The sequence below is a fragment of the Bacteroidales bacterium genome, from assembly GCA_012517825.1.
Classification (GTDB): Bacteria; Bacteroidota; Bacteroidia; order Bacteroidales; family JAAYUG01; genus JAAYUG01.
In genome coordinates this window covers 1-19408 of the sequence record JAAYUG010000180.1, presented here as the reverse complement: position 1 = coordinate 19408, position 19408 = coordinate 1, and the positions used below count along the sequence as shown (strand labels likewise).

The following is a 19408-nucleotide window of genomic DNA, read 5'->3' as shown; positions in this document are numbered from 1 at the left end:
GTTTATGCAGATTGTTCCTTGGCTTCTGTTGTTTCGGCTGCTTTGGGCGGAGGAAAGTTGATTTCAAGGATGGCATGAGTCGGGCATTCCGGCGCACATTTACGGCAAAGCCTGCATTTCTCAGCATCGATGTAAGCAAGGTTGTTTTCCATTGTAATCGCATCAAACGGACACACTTTCACACACTTCCCGCAAGCAATGCATGACACCTTGCAGTTCTTGATACAGATAGCACCTTTTTCCTGATTGACGCAGGCTATGTAGATTTTACGGTCTTTTTTGTTTTTCTTCCTCAGCTCGATAATATTTCTGGGGCAGGCTTTCACACAGGCTCCGCAGGCCGTGCATTTATCATCTGTCACCACGGGTAATCCTGTTTCCGGATCCATATGAATGGCATCGAACTGGCATACATCGACGCAATCGCCATAGCCAAGGCATCCGGTCGGACATCCGCCTTCGCCGGTATACAAAAGATGGGCAACAGCACAACTTTTTACGCCATCATAAACGTTGGTGCGTGGCCGGTATTCAGGCGTTCCGTTGCAGCGCACAACCGCTACCAGAGGAGCCTGCGCCCCGGCTTCCTTCCCCAGTATCCTGGCTACTTCCTTCATCACACTCTCCCCTCCTACCGGACAGTTCAATCCGTCAAGCGTCTCGGCCTTTACAAGAGCCTCGGCAAAATTCCTGCAGCCTGCAAAACCACACCCTCCGCAATTTGCACCCGGTAAGGTATGTTCAACCTCGTCGATCCTCGGATCTTCATATACCCTGAACTTCTGAGCTACAAAATGCAGAACTACTGCAGAAATTGCCGCCAGTGCACTGAGCGATAAAACCGTGTAGAGAATTATACTTCCCATTCCCCTGATTATAGTTTTTTAATGTAAAACGTGAATTTCTCAGCTATCCGTTTCCGTAAAAAGTACAGAAAAATATAATATAATATGATAATTCCAATGGCAAATAACCCGGTCTGCCATTCCCTGGTAAAAAGGTAATTACCGGAAATCAAACCCGCCAGCATAACCAGAAAAGGAATGAAATAACCATACCACACCGCGCGCAAACCGGAAGATTGTTTCATAAAAACACTCACGTTTTCGCCAACATGATATGTTCGGGAATCATCGTTTATTTCGACTTCCTTTTCTTTCTGTTCGGCAATATAGCAGAGATTTTTAGCCCCGCAGGCAGCACAGGCCGACTGTGCCAGAATCGACACGGTGATGCGGTGACCTTCTATTTTGCTCACAACACCGGCATGTTCAATTATACCGGAATTATCCATACCTCACTTCCAAAAGACAAGGCCCAAAATTATACAGTAAGTTGAATTTCGTTATGTTTTATAACGTAAAAATAAGCGAACCTTGTTTAATTTATTTTTAGTTTAAATAAAAAATCAGAAAAACCTCTAACTGATTCCGCCCCAGTATGCTCTGTTTTTGTTCTGGGCTCTGATACCTGCTTTGAGAATCTGGTGGCGCGGTTGGTCCAGCAAAGGGTCTTCCCTCAATATGTCAAGAGCAACGTCTCTCGCATACTGAAGCAATTTACCGTCCTGTGCCAGGTCGGCAATTTTCAGCTCAAAGGGTATGCCGCTCTGCCGTGTGCCTTCCAGATCCCCCGGTCCGCGAAGCCTGAGATCCTCTTCAGCAATTTCAAATCCATTATTGGTTCGGGTCATGATTTCAATCCGTTTCAGGGCATCCTCCGGAAGGTCATCACGGGTTACCAGAATGCAGTAGGACTGTTCGCTTCCTCTACCCACCCGGCCGCGCAACTGATGCAACTGCGACAATCCAAACCGCTCGGCACTTTCAATTACCATCACACTGGCATTCGGAACATCCATACCCACTTCTATCACCGTTGTCGCAATCAGAATATGGATCTGCCCACGGGCAAAGTATTGCATGGTCTCCTCCTTTTCCTCAGACTTCATGCGGCCGTGAATACAGGCAACTGAATATTGGGGAGGAGGAAAAGCCCTTACAAAACTTTCGTATCCATCCTCCAGGTCCTTGTAATCCATCTTTTCCGACTCGCTGATCAAGGGATAAACCACAAAAACCTGTCTTCCCTTTTCGATTTCCTTTTTCAGGAAACCGAATAGCCGCAACCTGGCCGAATCCCTCAGGTGAATTGTTTTAACGGGTAAACGCCCCGGCGGAAATTCATCAATCACTGAAATGTCCAGATCTCCGTAAAGCGTCATAGCCAGGGTACGAGGTATTGGCGTGGCTGTCATCACCAGGACATGGGGAGGACTGACGTTTTTCTCCCATAACCTGGCGCGCTGGGCTACGCCAAAACGGTGCTGTTCATCAATAATGACAAGGCCGAGATTACTGAACTGCACCGTTTCTTCAATGAGAGCATGGGTTCCTACCAGAATGTGCAGGGTGCCGTTCCGAAGATTCTGATGAATTCGTTTTCGGTCGGACGGCTTTGTCGATCCGGTAAGAAGTTCAATATTTACGGGCATGTCGCCCAGAAACCTGCACAACGTCTTGTAGTGCTGGTTTGCCAGGATTTCCGTCGGTGCCATCAGACAGGCCTGGTAACCGTTATCGATGGCAAGCAACATCGACATAAGGGCAACCAGCGTTTTGCCGCTTCCCACGTCACCCTGCAAAAGCCGGTTCATCTGAAATCCGGATCCCAGGTCTTTTCGTATTTCCTTCAGAACCCTTTTCTGAGCGCCGGTTAATTCAAAGGGCAAATGGCGGTGATAAAACGTATTGAAATGCTCTCCCACTGAGGCAAATACAAATCCGTTCTTTCGTTTGCTTCGAAGATTTTTCTGCAACAATATGTTCAGCTGGATATAGAACAATTCCTCAAATTTAAGACGGTACCTTGCCCTGGCAAGCTGGTCTGCATTTTCCGGAAAATGAATCTGAACCAGGGCATCATACAGGGGCATGAGGCGGTATTTTTCTGTCAGCCATGATGGCAGTGTTTCGGAAATTTTTCCCGAAGCCATTTTGATCAGGCTGTTCTGCAGTTTCAAAATGGCGCGCGAAGGCAGAAAGTTTTCCTTCAGCTTTTCGGTGGTGGAATAAAATGCCTGCAAAGCGGTATTCACCTGATTTTCCCGCACAGCAGCATCTTCTATTTCCGGATGGACCAGATTCAGCTTACCGGCAAAAAGGGTTGGTTTTCCAAACAGAACATATTCTTTTCCCGGTTTAATGCTTTGGGTTATCCATTTTAGTCCTCTGAACCATACTACCTCAAGAACTCCGGTATTGTCAGTAAACAGACCTATAAGTCTTCTGCTGCTTCCTTTACCGGCCATGCTGAAATTGACGAAGGTACCCCTGATCTGAACCATCGGAAAGTCCGGGGTGATTTCACGAATGGTGTAAAAGCGCGTCCGGTCAACATATTTGTATGGGAAATAATACAAAAGATCCCTGAACGTGAAAATGCCCAGTTCCTTGTTGAGAAGTTCCGCACGCTTGGGCCCTACTCCTGGCAGAAATTTAATATCTTGGTCCAGAAAATCCTGCATAGTTCATTTGATCAACCCAGAGTCAGCCCTAAAGGTAATGAAACCCGCATGTTTTACAAACACAAACACAACGGAATTAAATCACCGACATGTGGGTTCCATCATACCTTAAAAAGTGAAATTATAGTATGACGAAAAAGGAAATTTCGGAAATGTCCTTTCTTATCAAGCGGTCAATTGATTTTGCCAGGTATCGTCTGGGAACGAACCACTACCATGGACATGGCATTCATTCTCCTTTTCTTTTCAGGATGGCAGAAGAAGTGTTTACTGACTGTTCTGACCGGAGGGAATTTGAACCTGTTGAAAACGTGAGAAGAGAGATTCTGAACGATTTCAGCCCCATACCGGGTCCTGATCCGGGGGCCGGCTCCAGGCGAAAACGGAAGGAACGAACCCTGAGGACCTTCGTCCGCACCGCTTCCATCTCTCCCCGTTATGGCAGGATGCTTACGAGGCTTGTCAGGTTTGCCAGGCCGGAACGAATTATTGAATGGGGCACAGGCACAGGAATTTCAACATTGTATCTTGCCACGGCAATTCCTTCAGTGCCGGTCTATACAGTTGAAGGAAATCCCTGGCTGGCCCGGAGGGCTCAGACCATTTTTGAGAAAACCGGGAACACTAACATTCATTCAGTTGTGGGGTTGTTTGAAGAAACCTTTCATATGGTTTTTCCTGATGAACCGATTCCCTGCCTATATTTTATTGACGGAAACCATTCTGCCTCGGGGACTATGCGCATTGTGGAGAAGATCATGAACCATATGCATCCTGAAAGTGTTATTGTTCTTGATGATATACGATGGTCGGAAGAAATGTATACTACCTGGAAAGAACTGACTTCCCGGCCGGAAGTGAGGGTCAGCCTCGACCTGTTTTCAATGGGTATTCTGCTTTTCCGGCCCGGTTTGTGGAAACAGCATTTCCGGATCAGATTTTGACCGGTTTTTCTTTTTTTGTTAATATAAACGACTAATTTCGCTTCACTAATCTGAAACCATGAGCACATTAATCAGGCTGGAGAAAATTGTAAAAAACTACCGCATCGGGACAATTATCGTCAGAGCCTTGCGGGAAGTTTCCCTTGAAATCAACAAAAATGACTATGTTGCCATAATGGGCCCCTCAGGATCAGGGAAATCGACGTTGATGAATATACTGGGTTGTTTGGATACACCTACCAGCGGAACTTACATTCTGAACGGAACAGATGTGAGCAAGCAGCCCGACAGTGAACTGGCTGAAATCAGAAACAAGGAAATCGGTTTTGTATTTCAGACCTTTAATCTGTTACCCCGGTATACCGCTCTGGAAAATGTTATGCTTCCTCTGGTATATGCCGGATTTTCGAAAGAAGAGCGCATCAAACGTGCCGAAGAAGTGATGGTCAGCGTCGGACTTGCAGACCGTATGCACCACCGGCCCAATGAACTTTCCGGCGGGCAGAGGCAGCGCGTGGCCATTGCCAGAGCACTGGTTAACCACCCCTCCATCATACTGGCTGATGAGCCCACCGGAAACCTCGACTCCCGCACCTCAATCGAAATCATGAGCCTCTTTCACGACATTCATCAGAAGGGAAACACCATTATACTTGTTACGCACGAAGAAGATATTGCCCGTCATGCCCACCGTATAGTAAGGCTTCGCGATGGGAAAGTTGAATCGGACACAATCAATGAACATCCTGTTGTTGATGAGCCGGTCACAGCAGAGAATTCCAACTCGTCCAATGCTTCCTGAAAGACCCCTCAATAAAGGATCCATGGGAAAAATCTATACAAAAAAAGGAGATAAGGGCCTGACCAGCCTGGTGGGAGGGAAAAAGGTGTGGAAAAGCAACGTCCGCGTGGAAGCATACGGAACGGTTGACGAACTTATTTCATGGATAGGCTTCCTGCATGATCAGGTTCCCCTGCCAAATGACCAGACCCTGTTGCTGAAAGTGCAGGACCGGCTGATGGCCTGTGCATCCCGGCTGGCATGTGACGAAAAAGAACTGCTTGTCCGGATGCCGCGTGTGGATGAAAGCGATATTCTCTTTCTCGAGCAGGAAATTGACCGGATGGAATCTTCACTGGAACCATTACAATCCTTTATCCTTCCGGGAGGGCACCCCCTTGCGTCAACCTGCCACATTGTCCGCAATGTCTGCCGGCGTGCCGAACGAAGGGTTATCGCCCTGGCACAGGAAGGAAACGAGGAAGTGGAGGATGTTATCATTCGCTATCTGAACAGACTTGCTGATTTTCTTTTTGTTTTTGCACGATATTTGTTATACACTTGCGGAGGAAAAGAAACGCTATGGAAACCTGAGTTGTGATTGATGTAAATTTTTTTATATATTTGCAACCCTTTTTACGAGCCTGAAGTATAATAACGCAAATAACTGAAAGACTATGTATTGGACACTTGAATTGGCATCAAAACTTGAAGATGCTCCCTGGCCGGCAACAAAAGAGGAGCTGATTGATTATGCAATCCGTTCGGGTGCTCCTCTTGAGGTCATTGAAAACCTTCAGGAAATTGAAGACGAAGGCGAAGTTTACGAAAGTATTGAAGATATATGGCCTGACTACCCAAGCAAAGACGATTTCTTTTTCAACGAGGACGAATACTGATATATCCAACAGGCCAGAATATCTTCTTTGGAATCAAAGACATACAGAATAAGCAACAGAACCCCCAAAAGGTTCTGTTTCTTTTTTTAACTGGAGGAAGTTCCGGGCTTATGCACAAATCGCCTTTCATGCGGCTTTCATTTCGTTTCAGCGGGGTTTGCCAGAATGCCCGCGTCAAAGGCAAAACCACTGCGCATTAGTTCGCTTCGATCCTGATGCTCAATCCGGGTGGCTTACCAGAAGAAAATATCGTCTTTTGTCCTGGGGCGGAATTTTTCAAGCCAGGAGAATCCTTTAAGAATCAGTTCCTCTTCAGGAGCCTGGCCGGGAGGATAAATGGTACCTGATGGTTTGGTAAGGAGCGCTATACGCTGTACTTTTCTGTCTTTCAAATAAATAACCATATCCGTGCTTTCAGCAGAGTTAACACCCACAATATCGGGGCCGTCTTTGGTATAATAAACCGACTGGCCATTCCCGGTAACATCAATGCGGTATAACTTGCCATCTTCATCAATGTAGCCGGTCATATTCTTTCCTCTGATCTGATTGAATTTCGACGAATCCTCCCGGGAAGCGATAAAAGCAGTCTGATAAAGATCAATACGATAAGGCCGGTTTGACCTTGTTCTGATTTCGATGAAAGTGGATGTGAGCTGGTTTTCGTCGCTCCAGAGAACAGGAGTGCCATACATACGGAATGTACTGTCGGCAGTGGAATACGTCAATGAGTCACACTTTGCCTGCATATCGCTTTTGTAAATTTTAACTTTGTAATAGGCAAAAAGTGTTTTGGTCTGTGCTACCGTATCTTCAACCGAGCGAAGGGTATCAGCATGAACAAACAGGGAATCCTGCCCTGATATCTGAATAAAAAGGGCGCTGTCGGTGAGCATGGCATTCTGAGGTCTTTCGGTGTACTCTCCGTATTGCCCTTTCAGAAGTACCTTCTGAACCGAATCAAAAACCGATACATTGGCAATAGCTTTTCCGAATCCGGCCCTGCGGTCGTAATACATGCTGTCGCCGGTAATCCATTGTTTACCCGAACTCAGAAAGGCATTCCTGTTGAACTGCGCCTTGTCAAACCGGGTATCGTACCATCCGTTTTCACAATAAATGGTATTGCTGTCGGAGACAATTTTTGTCGGGCCATGAAAGTAAGCAATGCGGCTAACTGTATTGTAACGGAGTGTATCTGCGTTAATCGTATAGTCCGGATTGGTAATCAGAACATTCCTGCTGAAATGAAAATTTTTGGTACGGGTAAAATAGTACCCTCTTTCACTTTCCAGAACATTATCCCCGTTGGTAATCTTTCCTTTTCCGGTATAAAAGCCTACACTGTTTTTAAGATCATAATCAAGTGAATTGGTAGTAAGTACAGTCTGATTATCGATAAGCCGCACGTTGTTCCGCATGCGGGCCATACGGGTATTTCCTTCATAGCGCAGTAAATCGCCGTATAGATTCAGGGTATCTGACTGTCGGATGTGAATATGTCCGAAAGCATCCAGGCTATTGGTCGATGCGTAAAACCAGGCGCTGTCACAGTTCATGGTTACTTCCTGGTGTTTAAAGACAACGTCTCCGATCAGGCGCTGGGTATTAGGTCCAATGGCTTTGTCAAATTCGATTGATTCGGCATGCAGAATTTCAATCTGCCTGGTTTGCTGTGCCATGGCCACGCCACATCCTGGCAGAAAAACCGGTCCGGTCAACAGGAAAAGAAGAACAAACGACCGGAAACAAACAAAAGCCTGGTTTAAACACCGCTTTTTATCCATCCGCTGTAATGAAACTGGCACTGCTTTAATGGTCCGAAGAGCTGAATGAAGGTATTTTTTTGTTTTTCCCGTATCCAATCTTCCAGAATTTTATTTTTCTTCTGGGAGAGGGCGGCATTCTGCAGCATCACATAATCCATATCCAGGTTTGCCTTGTGCTCCTCTACCTTTCTCTTCAGCCTGATTATTTTCAACACGGTTTTTTGTTTATCGTTTTTGGTAACAATCGGGTCTGAAATTTCGCCTGGTTTAAGTTTTTCCAGCCATACTCTTTCTTCGGGTGTAAATTCCTCAAGGGTTAGCAGGGAACTTCCTGTTTGTTTATTAAAGACAAGCCCTCCGTTCAATGCCGTATTAACATCCATGGTATAGCGAAAAACTGCCTGTTCAAATGAAATGGAATCGTTTCTGATGTAACGGGCCAGGGTATCAAGCCTCCCTTTTGCTTTTTCAATGGCATCGGCAGGAACTTTTGGTTTCATGAGAATATGCCGGGTATTCACCCTGTCGCCTTTGCGTTCAATTAGTTGAATAATATGAAATCCAAATTCGGATTCCACAATACTGGAAACTCCGTTTTCTTTAAGGCTGAATGCGGCTTTGGCATATTCCGGATCCAGGTCGCTTTTTGCCATGAAGCCGATTTCTCCTCCCCGCATGGCTGATTCCTTATCCTCTGAATACAGCACCGCCAGTGTGGCAAAACTTTCGCCGTTGAGAATCCGTTTCCGCAAACTGAGCAAACGGTCTTTGACATCCAGTATCAGTTCCTCCGGAATTTCAGGATTGACCACTATCTGCTGAACCTCATACTGCACCGGGATAACCGGCAGGCTGTCCTTGGGCAGGCTCCGGTAAAATTCCTTCACTTCCGAAGGTGTAATCTTTACCGAACCTGTAATCTTGTCCTTCATTTTCTCGGTCAGCTGTTTTTCCCTTATCAGTTCCCGGAAGTCGTCCTTAATCTCGAGAATGGATTTCCCGAAATATTCCTCAAGAGCCTTCTCGGAGCCAACAATGCTGACAAAATAGCTCATTCGCTGATCCAGTTCAATCTGCACGCTGTTGTCGGTAACTTCAATGCTGTCGGCTTTTGCCTGTGCCACAAGAAGTTTTTGCTCAAGAAGGCTTTCGAAAATCTGACATTTTGCATCCGGGCCGGGAATCATTCCCTGTGCTCTCATCTGAAGATACTGACCTTCAATATCCGACTGAAGAATGATTTCATCCCCAACCACTGCCACCAACCTGTCAAGCACATACGACTGTGCGCTGACTGCATAAGGTAAAAGAAAAACCACACCATTAAATACCAACCGCCTGAGTAATCGTTTCATTATGTTTACTTATTTTCAAAAATTTTCACTTTGGCTTTATCGTATGCCTGATTATAAATTTTGTTTTCGAGGTCTTTTATAAATTCGAGCTTTCGCCGGTTCAACAAAATGGCCCTGATATCATCCCTGACGAGATCAAGGGGAGAAACTGCACCCGGCAGCAGGTAATCCCGGATACCGATCATATAAATATTCAATGAATCGCTGTATTCATAGAATTTATATGCCCTCAGAAACTGCTCCGGATTGAGTTTAAGGCCGGGGGCGAGCAGCAAAAGATTCTGAAAATAGGTCCACTGGTCATTAAAATAATCATACTTCCTGGCGTACTGAAAACAATAGCTTTCGAGGTTTTTGATATTTTCTTCATTGGGGGAACGCGTCCATTCCCTCACTTTCTGCAGGTTAGGAGCATTCAGGGGAAGCATCAGGAAAAGCCCTTTGAAGACAGGCTGATTAAGAATGAAGCTTCCGCTGTGTTCTGTATAATATTTTTGAATTTCATCTTCAGAAACAATGGTATCCATCTGCTGTCTCATCAGCATATCCTGATATTTGTAAATAAGCAGGGATGCCCTGTATTCTTCCAGCTGATCTGTTACGTCTTTCTGTTCACTGGTGAGGTTTTGCTCTGCTTTTTCGAGAAGCAGCTGCCGGCGTATCCATTTGTCGATATAGGATTTTCGGATACGGATGCTATCCTGGGCAGAAATGCCGGGGCCGCTCAGTGCGGGTAGCTGTGATTCATACAGATATTTGCTCCCTACCATTGCAACGGGTTTGCCAAGATCTTTTCTGCTTCTGGAACAACCTGCAAGAACTGCTAACAAAAGAACCAGAAAACAGATGCGTTTCCCGGCAGGCATTAATCCCGCGCAGGTTTTACCTGATGCTTCAGAAAGTATATTCTTCGAACGATCCATAATCGTTACCGCTTTGCTTTGTAAATACAGATGCTATTTCTATTTCACCTTACCCAATACCTCTTCATTGATTTCAACTTTGTACTTCGCTCTTAATTCCTCTACCCATCGTTTTTCCAGTTCATCCTGGTAATCGGCAATAACCAGACCGCGAGCCTCCTGCAACGTTTTTTGCGAAGGCGGTATCATTTTCCTTTTCACAACAAAAACCACCTTCCCATTGTCGGGTATGAGGCCGGAAATTCCGGTTGACCATCCGGCTTTTTCCACTACCGGATTGTCACCTTTTTCAACTTTTAGTTCTTCAATTTTCACACAGGAACGGGCAGTATCTTCAGGACAAACTTTTGCCGCAAGCCATTCGGCAGAGAGCCTTTTTTTCTCACGTTGCGGTGCCAGTTTAATTGCCTTCAGAGCCGTTGTGCTGTCTTTACAGGTATAAATTGCTGCATCAAGCCGCTCGCCCCACTGGTATTTCTTCATATTCTTTTTATAGAACGCTTCCAGCCCGGCCGTATCAGTGGCCGCTTTTGACCAGACGACCTTATCGGTCAGATCAAAGAGCAGAATTCCATCATGGTATTCCTGCATCAGATACCGGAATTCAGGATATTTTTCTTCAAGATGATTCTTCTGGTATTGCTGCAGCATATTTTCGGTAAAATCCTTGTACAGACTTGTGACAAAATAATAGGGGTTATAGCGTTTGCGGGTTTGCCCTCTGTCCAGTATAAAACGGGCAAAGTCCTGCTGCGTATAACGTTCATCTGCTATGGTAAACATAATGCTGTTCATCCCTTTGAAATGGTCTATCCCCCATTTTTCCTTATTTTTCAGGAAGCTGGAATCAATAACCTGATAAAATGCTTTCAGGGCTTCGGGATATTCTGTAAAACCATATTCTGCTTTAAGCTTTCTGCTGGTAGCTTCCTGCACTACGGAGGAAAAGCCCATCTGACTGATCTGATTTTTAAGTGCGCTGCGCAGTTCCTCATAAGGGGCCAGGGTTCGTTTTTCCAGAAGTTTAATAATATGGTATCCGTAAGGGGTTCTTATGGGTTTGCTTATTTCGCCCGGATTCTGCAGGGCGAATGCTGCTTCCTGGAATTCAGGAACCATCCGGCCGGCCGCAAACCAGGGCAAGGCTCCACCCTGCATGCCCGAATATTTATCGTCGGAATATCGGGAAGCCATCTCGGAAAAATCCTTTCCTGCCAGTAAACTATCGTAAATCGCCGCAATTTCCTTTTCAGCCTTTACGAATGCTGAGTCGCCGCTTCCACGGGGCACGGCTTTCATGATGTGGGCCACACGAACCTCCCCTCTTGAGGGGCGACGTTCATAAAGTTTGATCAGATGATACCCTGCCGAACTGCGAAGCGGAGCGGAAATCTGACCGGGTTGAAGACTGTAGGCCGCATTTTCAAAAGGGTAAATCATGGAAAGAGCGGTAAAATAACCGAGGCTCCCTCCATTTGGGGCAGTGGATGGATCTTCCGACAATTCACGGGCAACCTTTTCAAAGGGTTCCCCTTTCTTTAATCTGCGGCTGGCTTCGGCCAGTTTGTTCCATGCTTTCAATGTATCTTCCGGTGCGGCATCAATCGGAAAACGCACAAAAATATGCGCCGCCTTCACTTCCCATTTCATGCGTTCATATTCCTGCCGGGCAAATTCCTCTTCGGCAATAGTATCTTTCAGGTACGACCTGGCAAGCTGATCGCGGTATCCCTGAAGCTCCTGGCGGAACGATGCCAGGGTATCAAGCCCCAGTTGCTCGGCTTCCGTTACCTTTAATTTAAAATTGACAAACAGGGTAAGATAATCGCGTATTTGCGCCGGGTCGGATGCATTTTCCTGGGCATTGTTCTTATGATAGATTCTTTCAAATTCCGATTTTGTAACGGGTTTACCATGAATCCGCATGAGAATTTCATCCTGAGCCTGAATGGCGCATGGTAGCAGAAAAAATGCAAGTACGCACTGATAGAACTTCACCATAAGAAAAGGTTTTGAGAAAATAACGGTATGGAAAGAATGTTTAGTATTCACGGCTATAATTGGGAGATTCCCTTGTAATGGAAACATCATGGGGATGACTCTCAATAATGCCGGAAGAGGTAATCCGTATAAAGCGTGCATTGTGGAGTTCATCAATATTTCCTGCACCACAGTAACCCATTCCGGCCCTGAGCCCACCGATAAGCTGGTAGATTACTTCCGAAAGGGTACCTTTATAAGGCACACGTGCTTCAATCCCTTCGGGGACCAGTTTTTTAATATCATCTTCCACATCCTGAAAATACCTGTCTTTTGAACCTTTCTGCATGGCTTCAATAGATCCCATGCCGCGGTACGATTTATATTTCCGGCCGTTGTATATAATGGTATCACCCGGAGACTCTTCCGTTCCGGCGAAAAGGTTCCCTGCCATAACCGTATCGGCTCCTGCAGCAAGAGCTTTGACAATATCTCCCGAATACCGTATCCCGCCATCGGCAATGATAGGAATGCCAGTACCTTTGAGGGCCCTGTAAACCTCATAAATGGCCGAAAGCTGGGGAATCCCGACACCGGCAATGATTCGGGTGGTGCAGATGGAACCAGGGCCTATACCGACCTTCACCGCATCAGCACCTGCATCAAGAAGAGCTTTTGCTGCCTCTGCCGTTCCGATATTACCGGCAACAACTTCCAATGAAGGCCATGTTTTCTTGATAAGCCGCAACATCTCAATGACTCCCCTGCTATGGCCGTGCGCCGTGTCAATAACAACAGCGTCCACATCAGCATTCTTGAGTGCCTCAACACGTTCCGGCGTGTCGGAAGCTATTCCCACTGCGGCAGCCACCCTGAGCCGGCCCTTTCCATCCTTGCAGGCGTTGGGCCTGTCTTTCGATTTGGTAATATCTTTGTAGGTAATCAGACCAATTAGCTTCCCTTTTTCATCTACAATGGGGAGTTTTTCTATCTTGTGCCTCTGCAGAATCTGTGCAGCCTTCTCCAGGTTGGTCTCCTGGTTGGTGGTAATAATGTTGGAGCGGGTCATAACTTCCCCGACCGGGCGTCGCGGATTGGTTTCAAAACGCAGATCCCTGTTGGTAATAATACCAATCAGAATATCCTCATTGTTTACAACGGGAATTCCTCCGATCTTAAATTCCTGCATCAGATTAAGAGCTTCCGAAACCGTATTTTCGGGGTGAATGGTAATCGGGTCAAAAATCATTACATTCTCGGCACGCTTAACCTTGCGCACCTGCATTGCCTGTTCTTCAATGCTCATGTTTTTATGAATCACCCCGATTCCTCCTTCCCTTGCAATGGCTATAGCCAGTTTTTCTTCGGTAACAGTATCCATTGCCGCCGATATAATCGGAGTATTCAGGGGAATATTTCTGCTGAACCGGGAGGAAATATTAACCTCACGCGGCATAACTTCCGAATAGGACGGAATCAGCAACACATCGTCGAAGGTTAAACCTTCGTCAGTAACTTTATCTCTGAGAAATGACATCGCTAAATATTTGTTAAATTCGAGTGTGCCAAATTACAAAAAAAAGTATCAACGAATTGAATGAACTTTACAAGGCCGGAAAAAGTTAATAAACTGGCTAATGGAACAATTCCGTAACATCTTGTTGAAGTATTGGGGGTATTCGGCCTTCCGGCCCATGCAGGAAGAAATCATCCGGTCGGTTGCCGGCGGACATGACACCCTGGGCCTGATGCCTACCGGAGGAGGAAAATCCGTTACCTTCCAGGTGCCTGCCCTGGCAAGGGAAGGAATATGCATTGTTGTAACCCCGCTCATTGCCCTGATGCGCGACCAGGTTGAACAACTGAAACAAAAAGGAATCAAGGCACTGGCTGTTTATTCAGGAATGACACGAAGGGAAATCGACATTGCCCTCGATAATGCCGTTTACGGCGATTTCAAGTTCCTTTACTGTTCCCCTGAAAGGCTGGGTACCGATATCTTCCGCGCCCGTGTTGAAAAAATGCCGGTCAGTTTTATTGTGGTCGATGAAGCCCACTGCATCAGCCAGTGGGGCTACGATTTCAGGCCTTCCTACCTGCGGATTGCCGAACTGCGCGATATTCTGCCCGATGCCCCAATACTGGCTCTTACCGCTACAGCAACACCCAAAGTAGCCGAGGATATCATGGAAAAGCTCCGTTTCCGTGAAAAGAATATCCTCCGCATGAGCTTTGAACGGAAAAACCTGGTTTACCTGGTGCGCCAGGTTGAAAACAAACAGGAGTACCTTCTGCGCATTGCAAAAAACATTCAGGGTTCGGGAATTATTTATGTGAGGAACCGTAAACGCACGCGCGAAATTGCCGACTATCTGATTCACCAGGGAATTTCAGCCGATTTTTATCACGCAGGACTTTCCAATCAGCTCCGTACCGAAAAGGAAATGTTGTGGAAACAGGGCAAAATACGGATTATAGTGGCCACCAATGCTTTCGGAATGGGAATTGATAAACCCGATGTGCGCTTCGTAATTCATTTTGACCTGCCCGACAGCCCTGAGGCATATTTTCAGGAGGCCGGAAGAGCCGGGCGCGACGGTAAAAAAGCATGGGCCATTCTTCTGTTTCACCCATCCGACAAGGCCAATGCCACAAAACGAATCCCGGTAAACTTTCCTGAACTGGAAACCATCCGCAGGGTATATACCGCCCTTGGCAATTACTTCCAGGTTCCGGTAGGCGGAGCCAAAGGACAGGCATTTGACTTTGACCTGTTCGACTTCTGCAGAAGATACCAATTGCACAGCCTGGTTGCCTATAACGCACTGAAAGTACTCGAACAGGAAGGATACATCGAACTTACCGATGACCTCAACATGCCTTCCCAACTGCATTTTCTGGTGGAACGGGACGACCTCTACAAATTCCAGGTAGCCAATGAGGCTTTTGACAGTTTCATCAAACTCATCCTGCGCTCCTACAGCGGTCTTTTTACCCAGTATGTTGCCATCGACGAAAACCTGCTGGCTTCCCGGGCCAAAATGACAAGAGAAGATGTGTACCAGTACCTTCTCAAGCTTCAGCAGCAGAAAATACTGCACTACATTCCGCGCCGCACAAACCCCGTTATCGTCTTTACCGAAGAACGGCTCGAAGATAAAGCTCTCTTTATTTCGACCAGCAATTATGAAGCGCGGAAAGCAAGGTACATTGAAAGACTTGATGCAATGATTACCTATGCTGAAGGAAAAACTACCTGCCGGAGTGTCTTTTTGCTGAATTACTTCGGAGAAAAGGATGTTGAACGATGCGGGCAGTGCGATGTATGCGAACGAAGAAATGCCATTGGTCTGAGCAACTACGAATTCAACAGCATTTCACAAACTGTTAAGGAAAAACTGGAACAAGGCCCCCTGACTCTGAAAGCCCTTGTTGACGAAACGGCGCATCTGTTTGCTGAAGACAAAGTTGTGTCGGTGGTCCAATGGCTGATCGATCAGCGTGACCTGGCCTATGATGATCAAGGACTGCTTCACTGGAAAGGGAAATAAAGAAATCTGATCCGTCACCTGGTAAACACCCGGATGTTGTTATTACGATGGAACCTCTTCGAGAGCCCGGTAAAAAGCCCGGATATTTGCCAATGGCGCCTGAGGTGGCACATCGCAACCCGATGACAGAATGAAGTTTCTGTTCTTTCCAACCTTTTCCAGCAGGTTGATTGCCTTTTCCAGCATTTCCTCCGGTGTTGCCATGCAGAAGTCAGCAACCGGATCAAGGTTGCCCATTACCAGAATATGTTCAGGAACCTCCCTGATTGCTTTCTGCAGGTCGATGGCATTTCCAAAATGCAGTGCCCCGGCTCCCGTTTCCACCATACTGGCCGTGCATTGCCCTGAATTGCCGCAGTTGTGAAGAATAAAAAGAAAATTCGTGTCCTGAACCGATTCAACAATTCGGCGGATGAACGAAGAAGAAAAAGCATCGCACTGATCAGATGCCAGCAAGCCTGCTGCCGGCTCGGCCATAATCATGCCCTGAACTCCCGTTTCTTTAATCGCTCTGGCATATCCGAGAAGGAAAAGAGTGCATTTTTCCAGCAACAAAAAAACCGCATCAGGATTAAGAAACATTTCGGTCATAATTTCCGTCATGCCCATCAGTCTTCCGGCCAGGGAAAACGGACCTATACAGCCGCCAAACACCGGTTTTTCGGTGATGTTCTCTGCCGACAGCTGCATTGCTTTCAGGTATTCAGGGATTCTTCCTGTCAGAAGGGAAGGTATTTTCAGGCCTTTGATATCGTCTGCCTTATTTATTACAGGAAGAGCCACCGCGGGAATTTCATTCTCTTCCAGCCGGATCCGGCAACCAAATGCTTCCGCCTCCACGGTCAGATCCATGATGGTAGTTGCAGCGGCTGAAGGAAATTCCTCCTGCAGTCTTTTTATAGCACAGTAATGGACATATCCGTTGGTAACGGCATCCGACACCTTTCTGCCAATCAGTTGTATACCCGGATGCGTAAGGATGGGAATGGCTTTTCTGGCGGGGCTTTTCATTACCTCTTCTGTCCATTGCTGCATGCTGATATTCATACCTTTCGACCTCATGTTCCTGTATACAACCTGAATTTCTCTTCCGGCTTCATGACGATGCCGCATAGCTTTGCTTCAAAAATAAAGAAAAGTTTGCGTCAACAACCTTCTATTTATCAATAATTTAATTAATTTTACCGCAAAGGTTTGCGGTAAGGTTTGTGGAATATTTTTTATGTTATATAACATATTTTTATGAGCAGAAGAACATCCCTGAAAGACATTGCCCGGGAACTTAATATTTCCATTTCGACTGTATCAAGGGCCTTGCGCAACGTAGGCGAGGTCAGCGAAGAGACCCGGCGAAAAGTGAAAGAACTGGCAGAGTCATGGAAATACAAACCTGATCCGCTGGCTCTTGGGCTGTTGAAGAATAAAACAGGGTACATCGGGGTTATCCTTCCGGAACCGGTGAATCATTATTTTTCTACCGTACTGAATGGCATGAACATCGTGGCACAGGAGCACGGCTATCATTTGCTGATCAGCTATTCGTATGATCAGTCAGGCAATGAACAGAAAGCAATTGATGATTTTGTATGGGCACGGGCTGAAGGCATGGTTATATGCCCGGCCATTGACACAATTGACATCAGAAGGTATCAGCAGATTTCAGGCAATGGAATTCCCCTGGTTTTTGTTGAAAGAGATATTCCTGAAATGGATGTCGCCGCCGTTATTACGGATAACTACAAATCGGTGCGATCTCTGATGGATTTTCTGACTGGTTGCGGCTACCGGAGGATTGCACTGATCACCAACCTGGAATATTATTCCGTTGGAAGAATTTGTTATCAGGCATATACTGACGTGCTGAAAAAAAAGCGTATGGCTATTCGAAAGGAACTGATCATTCATGGCAGCATGTCCATTTCAACATCGGTGGAAGCGGCACGTCATCTTCTGCAACTAAAACCAATCCCTGATGCCGTGGTGGTAACCGACGACTGCTCTGCCATGGCTGTTATGAAAGTCTTTCAGGAAGCCGGACTTTCAGTCCCTGATGACATAGCCGTAACAGGTTTCAACGATGAACCGTTTACCTCGTATATATCGCCGGCACTCACAACCATAAGCAGACCGGGTTATCTGATGGGAATGAAAGCCATGGAACTGCTCATTGATATGATAAGAGGAAACAAATCGCTTACCTGCGGCGAAAAAATCGGCCTGGAATCCGATCTTATCATCAGAAATTCCACTTTTCGCCCTCCGGACCGATGAATTAAGGGGCTTAAACACCGGCAACAAAGGGCGTTTGTGTTGCTGAGTGAATGCAGGCTGGAGTAGTAAATTTGTATCGGGTTTCAGTAATTTAGTGCGTTTTTTAATGCCCCATAACGGTACATATAAGTTTTGTTGGGGATTTGGAAGCGATCCCCTGTCGCGCCGTTAAGAGCTAAATTAGAAGCAAGCACAATAAAATCGGCAATTCCGCCCCAATAAAATTTATATGATGTTATATGCCGTTTTTCTTTTTGTCATATAGGTTTAATCGTCTTTACTATGTCGTCAATTTTGTCAAATGGTATGTTACATAGAAAAAAGTCAAGTATATTGTGTTTCTTTTCACTACCTTCTTTTAAAAGAAGTCGCAAATCAAACCCGATAGGGTATGCACTAAACTGTCTGCCTATCATAGTTGGTGCCTGTTCGTAAGGAATTAAAGGAAAGAATTGAATAGTTACATTCTTTCTTGAACCACCTTCTAAAGTCCTTAATCTATCATCAAGTTGTCCTTTGAAAAGAATTTCTTCGCTGAATCTCAAGAATGATTTTGGTAAAGTTTGTTTCACTGTATCAAGAATTTTCTCATCGAGGAAGTCTCCCTTTTGTGAATCATAAACTTTAGGATTGAAAGTCCTTAAATATGGTAAATATCCAGTGAACCAATTCCATTCTGGCCCTTCTATTTGAATGACTTTTAAAACTGAAAATTTATTCATTGGTAAAAATTCTATTGTTGTCATATTTCTATAGTTTAATATTTAATTTGAGTCGCTCGTTCTGTAATGCTGTGATTTTGATAATTCTCTTGCCCTGCATTTGCAATTCGGGTCAAATAGTTAATCGTAAATGTCCTTTGTGGTTCTTGTCCCAAATGCAATTTCATCATCAGTTCAATGTTTTCAATCGGAATGTGTTTGCGAAGAATAATATTTTGAAAAGGCTGTGTCCATTCGACACCAGCTTGATTGTCAGGTCTAAGTTCTTCAGCAGTGAAATTATTTTTTGATTGAGGTAGTTTAATGAAAACAATTTCTTCGGTTGTATAAATTTCGGGCAATTGTTCAAAGGCTATTGCAAGAAGAACAGGAAGTTCTCCAATTCTTGAAACAAAAAGTCGTCCGGCATTTGAGTTTAATCCATTGGTTTGAATTGTCACCCAATTTTCAACTGTCGTAACGTGATAAAATGTCGCTTCTGGTTGGTCTAAAAATGTTCGCATCGTCTTCTTTTAAAATGGCATATAACTTGTTTATATATACACATTAATTACCATTTAGGTACATCTATACATCCAAATTGGAATGCATTGTGCACTTTTTTTTCATTTTTCAGCATTTGAATTGCTTACGTCCCTGAAACAAATCTACCAAAAAAATTACAAAACATCAAATGGTGATTTTATT

General features: G+C 45.4%; 17 protein-coding genes. 6 read left to right on the top strand and 11 right to left on the bottom strand.

What is annotated here, in order from left to right:
- Nucleotides 1-2 precede the first annotated feature (2 nt).
- The 3 genes from GX419_12600 to recG form a co-directional block, all read right to left on the bottom strand.
- Nucleotides 3-866, bottom strand: coding sequence for a Fe-S cluster domain-containing protein (locus GX419_12600; protein ID NLI25534.1), 864 nt, complete (start codon nucleotides 864-866; stop codon nucleotides 3-5).
- Between the two features lie 8 nt (nucleotides 867-874).
- On the bottom strand, nucleotides 875-1294 hold the full coding sequence (locus GX419_12595; protein ID NLI25533.1) for a SoxR reducing system RseC family protein: 420 nt from the start codon (nucleotides 1292-1294) through the stop codon (nucleotides 875-877).
- A gap of 126 nt (nucleotides 1295-1420) precedes the next feature.
- Entirely contained in the window at nucleotides 1421-3526 is a 2106-nt protein-coding gene (gene recG / locus GX419_12590; protein ID NLI25532.1) for an ATP-dependent DNA helicase RecG, read from the bottom strand.
- A gap of 128 nt (nucleotides 3527-3654) precedes the next feature.
- Here recG and GX419_12585 point away from each other — a divergent pair, with 128 nt between their 5' ends.
- From GX419_12585 to GX419_12570, 4 genes are all read left to right on the top strand, one after another.
- Nucleotides 3655-4470, top strand: a complete 816-nt coding sequence (locus tag GX419_12585) for a hypothetical protein (protein NLI25531.1) — start codon at nucleotides 3655-3657, stop codon at nucleotides 4468-4470.
- Between the two features lie 58 nt (nucleotides 4471-4528).
- On the top strand, nucleotides 4529-5272 hold the full coding sequence (locus tag GX419_12580; protein NLI25530.1) for an ABC transporter ATP-binding protein: 744 nt from the start codon (nucleotides 4529-4531) through the stop codon (nucleotides 5270-5272).
- Nucleotides 5273-5294: 22 nt separating this feature from the next.
- Complete coding sequence (locus GX419_12575; protein ID NLI25529.1) at nucleotides 5295-5852, top strand: cob(I)yrinic acid a,c-diamide adenosyltransferase; 558 nt, start codon at nucleotides 5295-5297, stop codon at nucleotides 5850-5852.
- Between the two features lie 76 nt (nucleotides 5853-5928).
- Complete coding sequence (locus GX419_12570; GenBank protein ID NLI25528.1) at nucleotides 5929-6150, top strand: DUF2795 domain-containing protein; 222 nt, start codon at nucleotides 5929-5931, stop codon at nucleotides 6148-6150.
- 233 nt (nucleotides 6151-6383) lie between these two features.
- Here GX419_12570 and GX419_12565 read toward each other — a convergent pair whose 3' ends face one another.
- From GX419_12565 to guaB, 5 genes are read right to left on the bottom strand one after another with little or no spacing between them, the layout of a single operon-like run.
- Entirely contained in the window at nucleotides 6384-7937 is a 1554-nt protein-coding gene (locus GX419_12565; GenBank protein NLI25527.1) for an organic solvent tolerance protein OstA, read from the bottom strand.
- Nucleotides 7916-9274 (bottom strand): peptidylprolyl isomerase, encoded by a 1359-nt coding sequence (locus tag GX419_12560; GenBank protein NLI25526.1) that lies wholly within the window; start codon nucleotides 9272-9274, stop codon nucleotides 7916-7918. The genes GX419_12565 and GX419_12560 overlap by 22 nt, the downstream gene beginning before the upstream one ends.
- 5 nt (nucleotides 9275-9279) lie before the next feature.
- A complete protein-coding gene (locus GX419_12555; GenBank protein NLI25525.1) occupies nucleotides 9280-10197 on the bottom strand; it encodes a hypothetical protein in 918 nt (305 codons plus the stop codon).
- A 39-nt stretch (nucleotides 10198-10236) separates the two neighbouring features.
- The gene (locus GX419_12550) at nucleotides 10237-12198 is read right to left on the bottom strand and encodes a hypothetical protein (protein NLI25524.1); all 1962 of its coding nucleotides are present in this window, start codon (nucleotides 12196-12198) and stop codon (nucleotides 10237-10239) included.
- A gap of 40 nt (nucleotides 12199-12238) precedes the next feature.
- The gene (guaB, locus tag GX419_12545; GenBank protein NLI25523.1) at nucleotides 12239-13714 is read right to left on the bottom strand and encodes an IMP dehydrogenase; all 1476 of its coding nucleotides are present in this window, start codon (nucleotides 13712-13714) and stop codon (nucleotides 12239-12241) included.
- 100 nt (nucleotides 13715-13814) lie between these two features.
- On the opposite strand from guaB, the gene GX419_12540 reads away from it, so the two are divergent.
- Nucleotides 13815-15728, top strand: a complete 1914-nt coding sequence (locus tag GX419_12540; GenBank protein NLI25522.1) for a RecQ family ATP-dependent DNA helicase — start codon at nucleotides 13815-13817, stop codon at nucleotides 15726-15728.
- Nucleotides 15729-15770: 42 nt separating this feature from the next.
- Here the strand turns inward: GX419_12540 and GX419_12535 are convergent, their stop codons facing one another.
- Entirely contained in the window at nucleotides 15771-16775 is a 1005-nt protein-coding gene (locus GX419_12535) for a methylcobamide--CoM methyltransferase (GenBank protein ID NLI25521.1), read from the bottom strand.
- A 195-nt stretch (nucleotides 16776-16970) separates the two neighbouring features.
- On the opposite strand from GX419_12535, the gene GX419_12530 reads away from it, so the two are divergent.
- Nucleotides 16971-17999 (top strand): LacI family transcriptional regulator, encoded by a 1029-nt coding sequence (locus GX419_12530; protein NLI25520.1) that lies wholly within the window; start codon nucleotides 16971-16973, stop codon nucleotides 17997-17999.
- Between the two features lie 257 nt (nucleotides 18000-18256).
- On the opposite strand, the gene GX419_12525 is transcribed toward GX419_12530, so the two are convergent.
- Both GX419_12525 and GX419_12520 read right to left on the bottom strand, forming a co-directional pair.
- The gene (locus tag GX419_12525) at nucleotides 18257-18745 is read right to left on the bottom strand and encodes a hypothetical protein (GenBank protein NLI25519.1); all 489 of its coding nucleotides are present in this window, start codon (nucleotides 18743-18745) and stop codon (nucleotides 18257-18259) included.
- A gap of 11 nt (nucleotides 18746-18756) precedes the next feature.
- Nucleotides 18757-19224 carry a hypothetical protein gene (locus GX419_12520; GenBank protein NLI25518.1) on the bottom strand — a complete coding sequence of 156 codons (468 nt, stop codon included), beginning with the start codon at nucleotides 19222-19224 and terminating at the stop codon, nucleotides 18757-18759.
- Nucleotides 19225-19408: the final 184 nt, after the last annotated feature.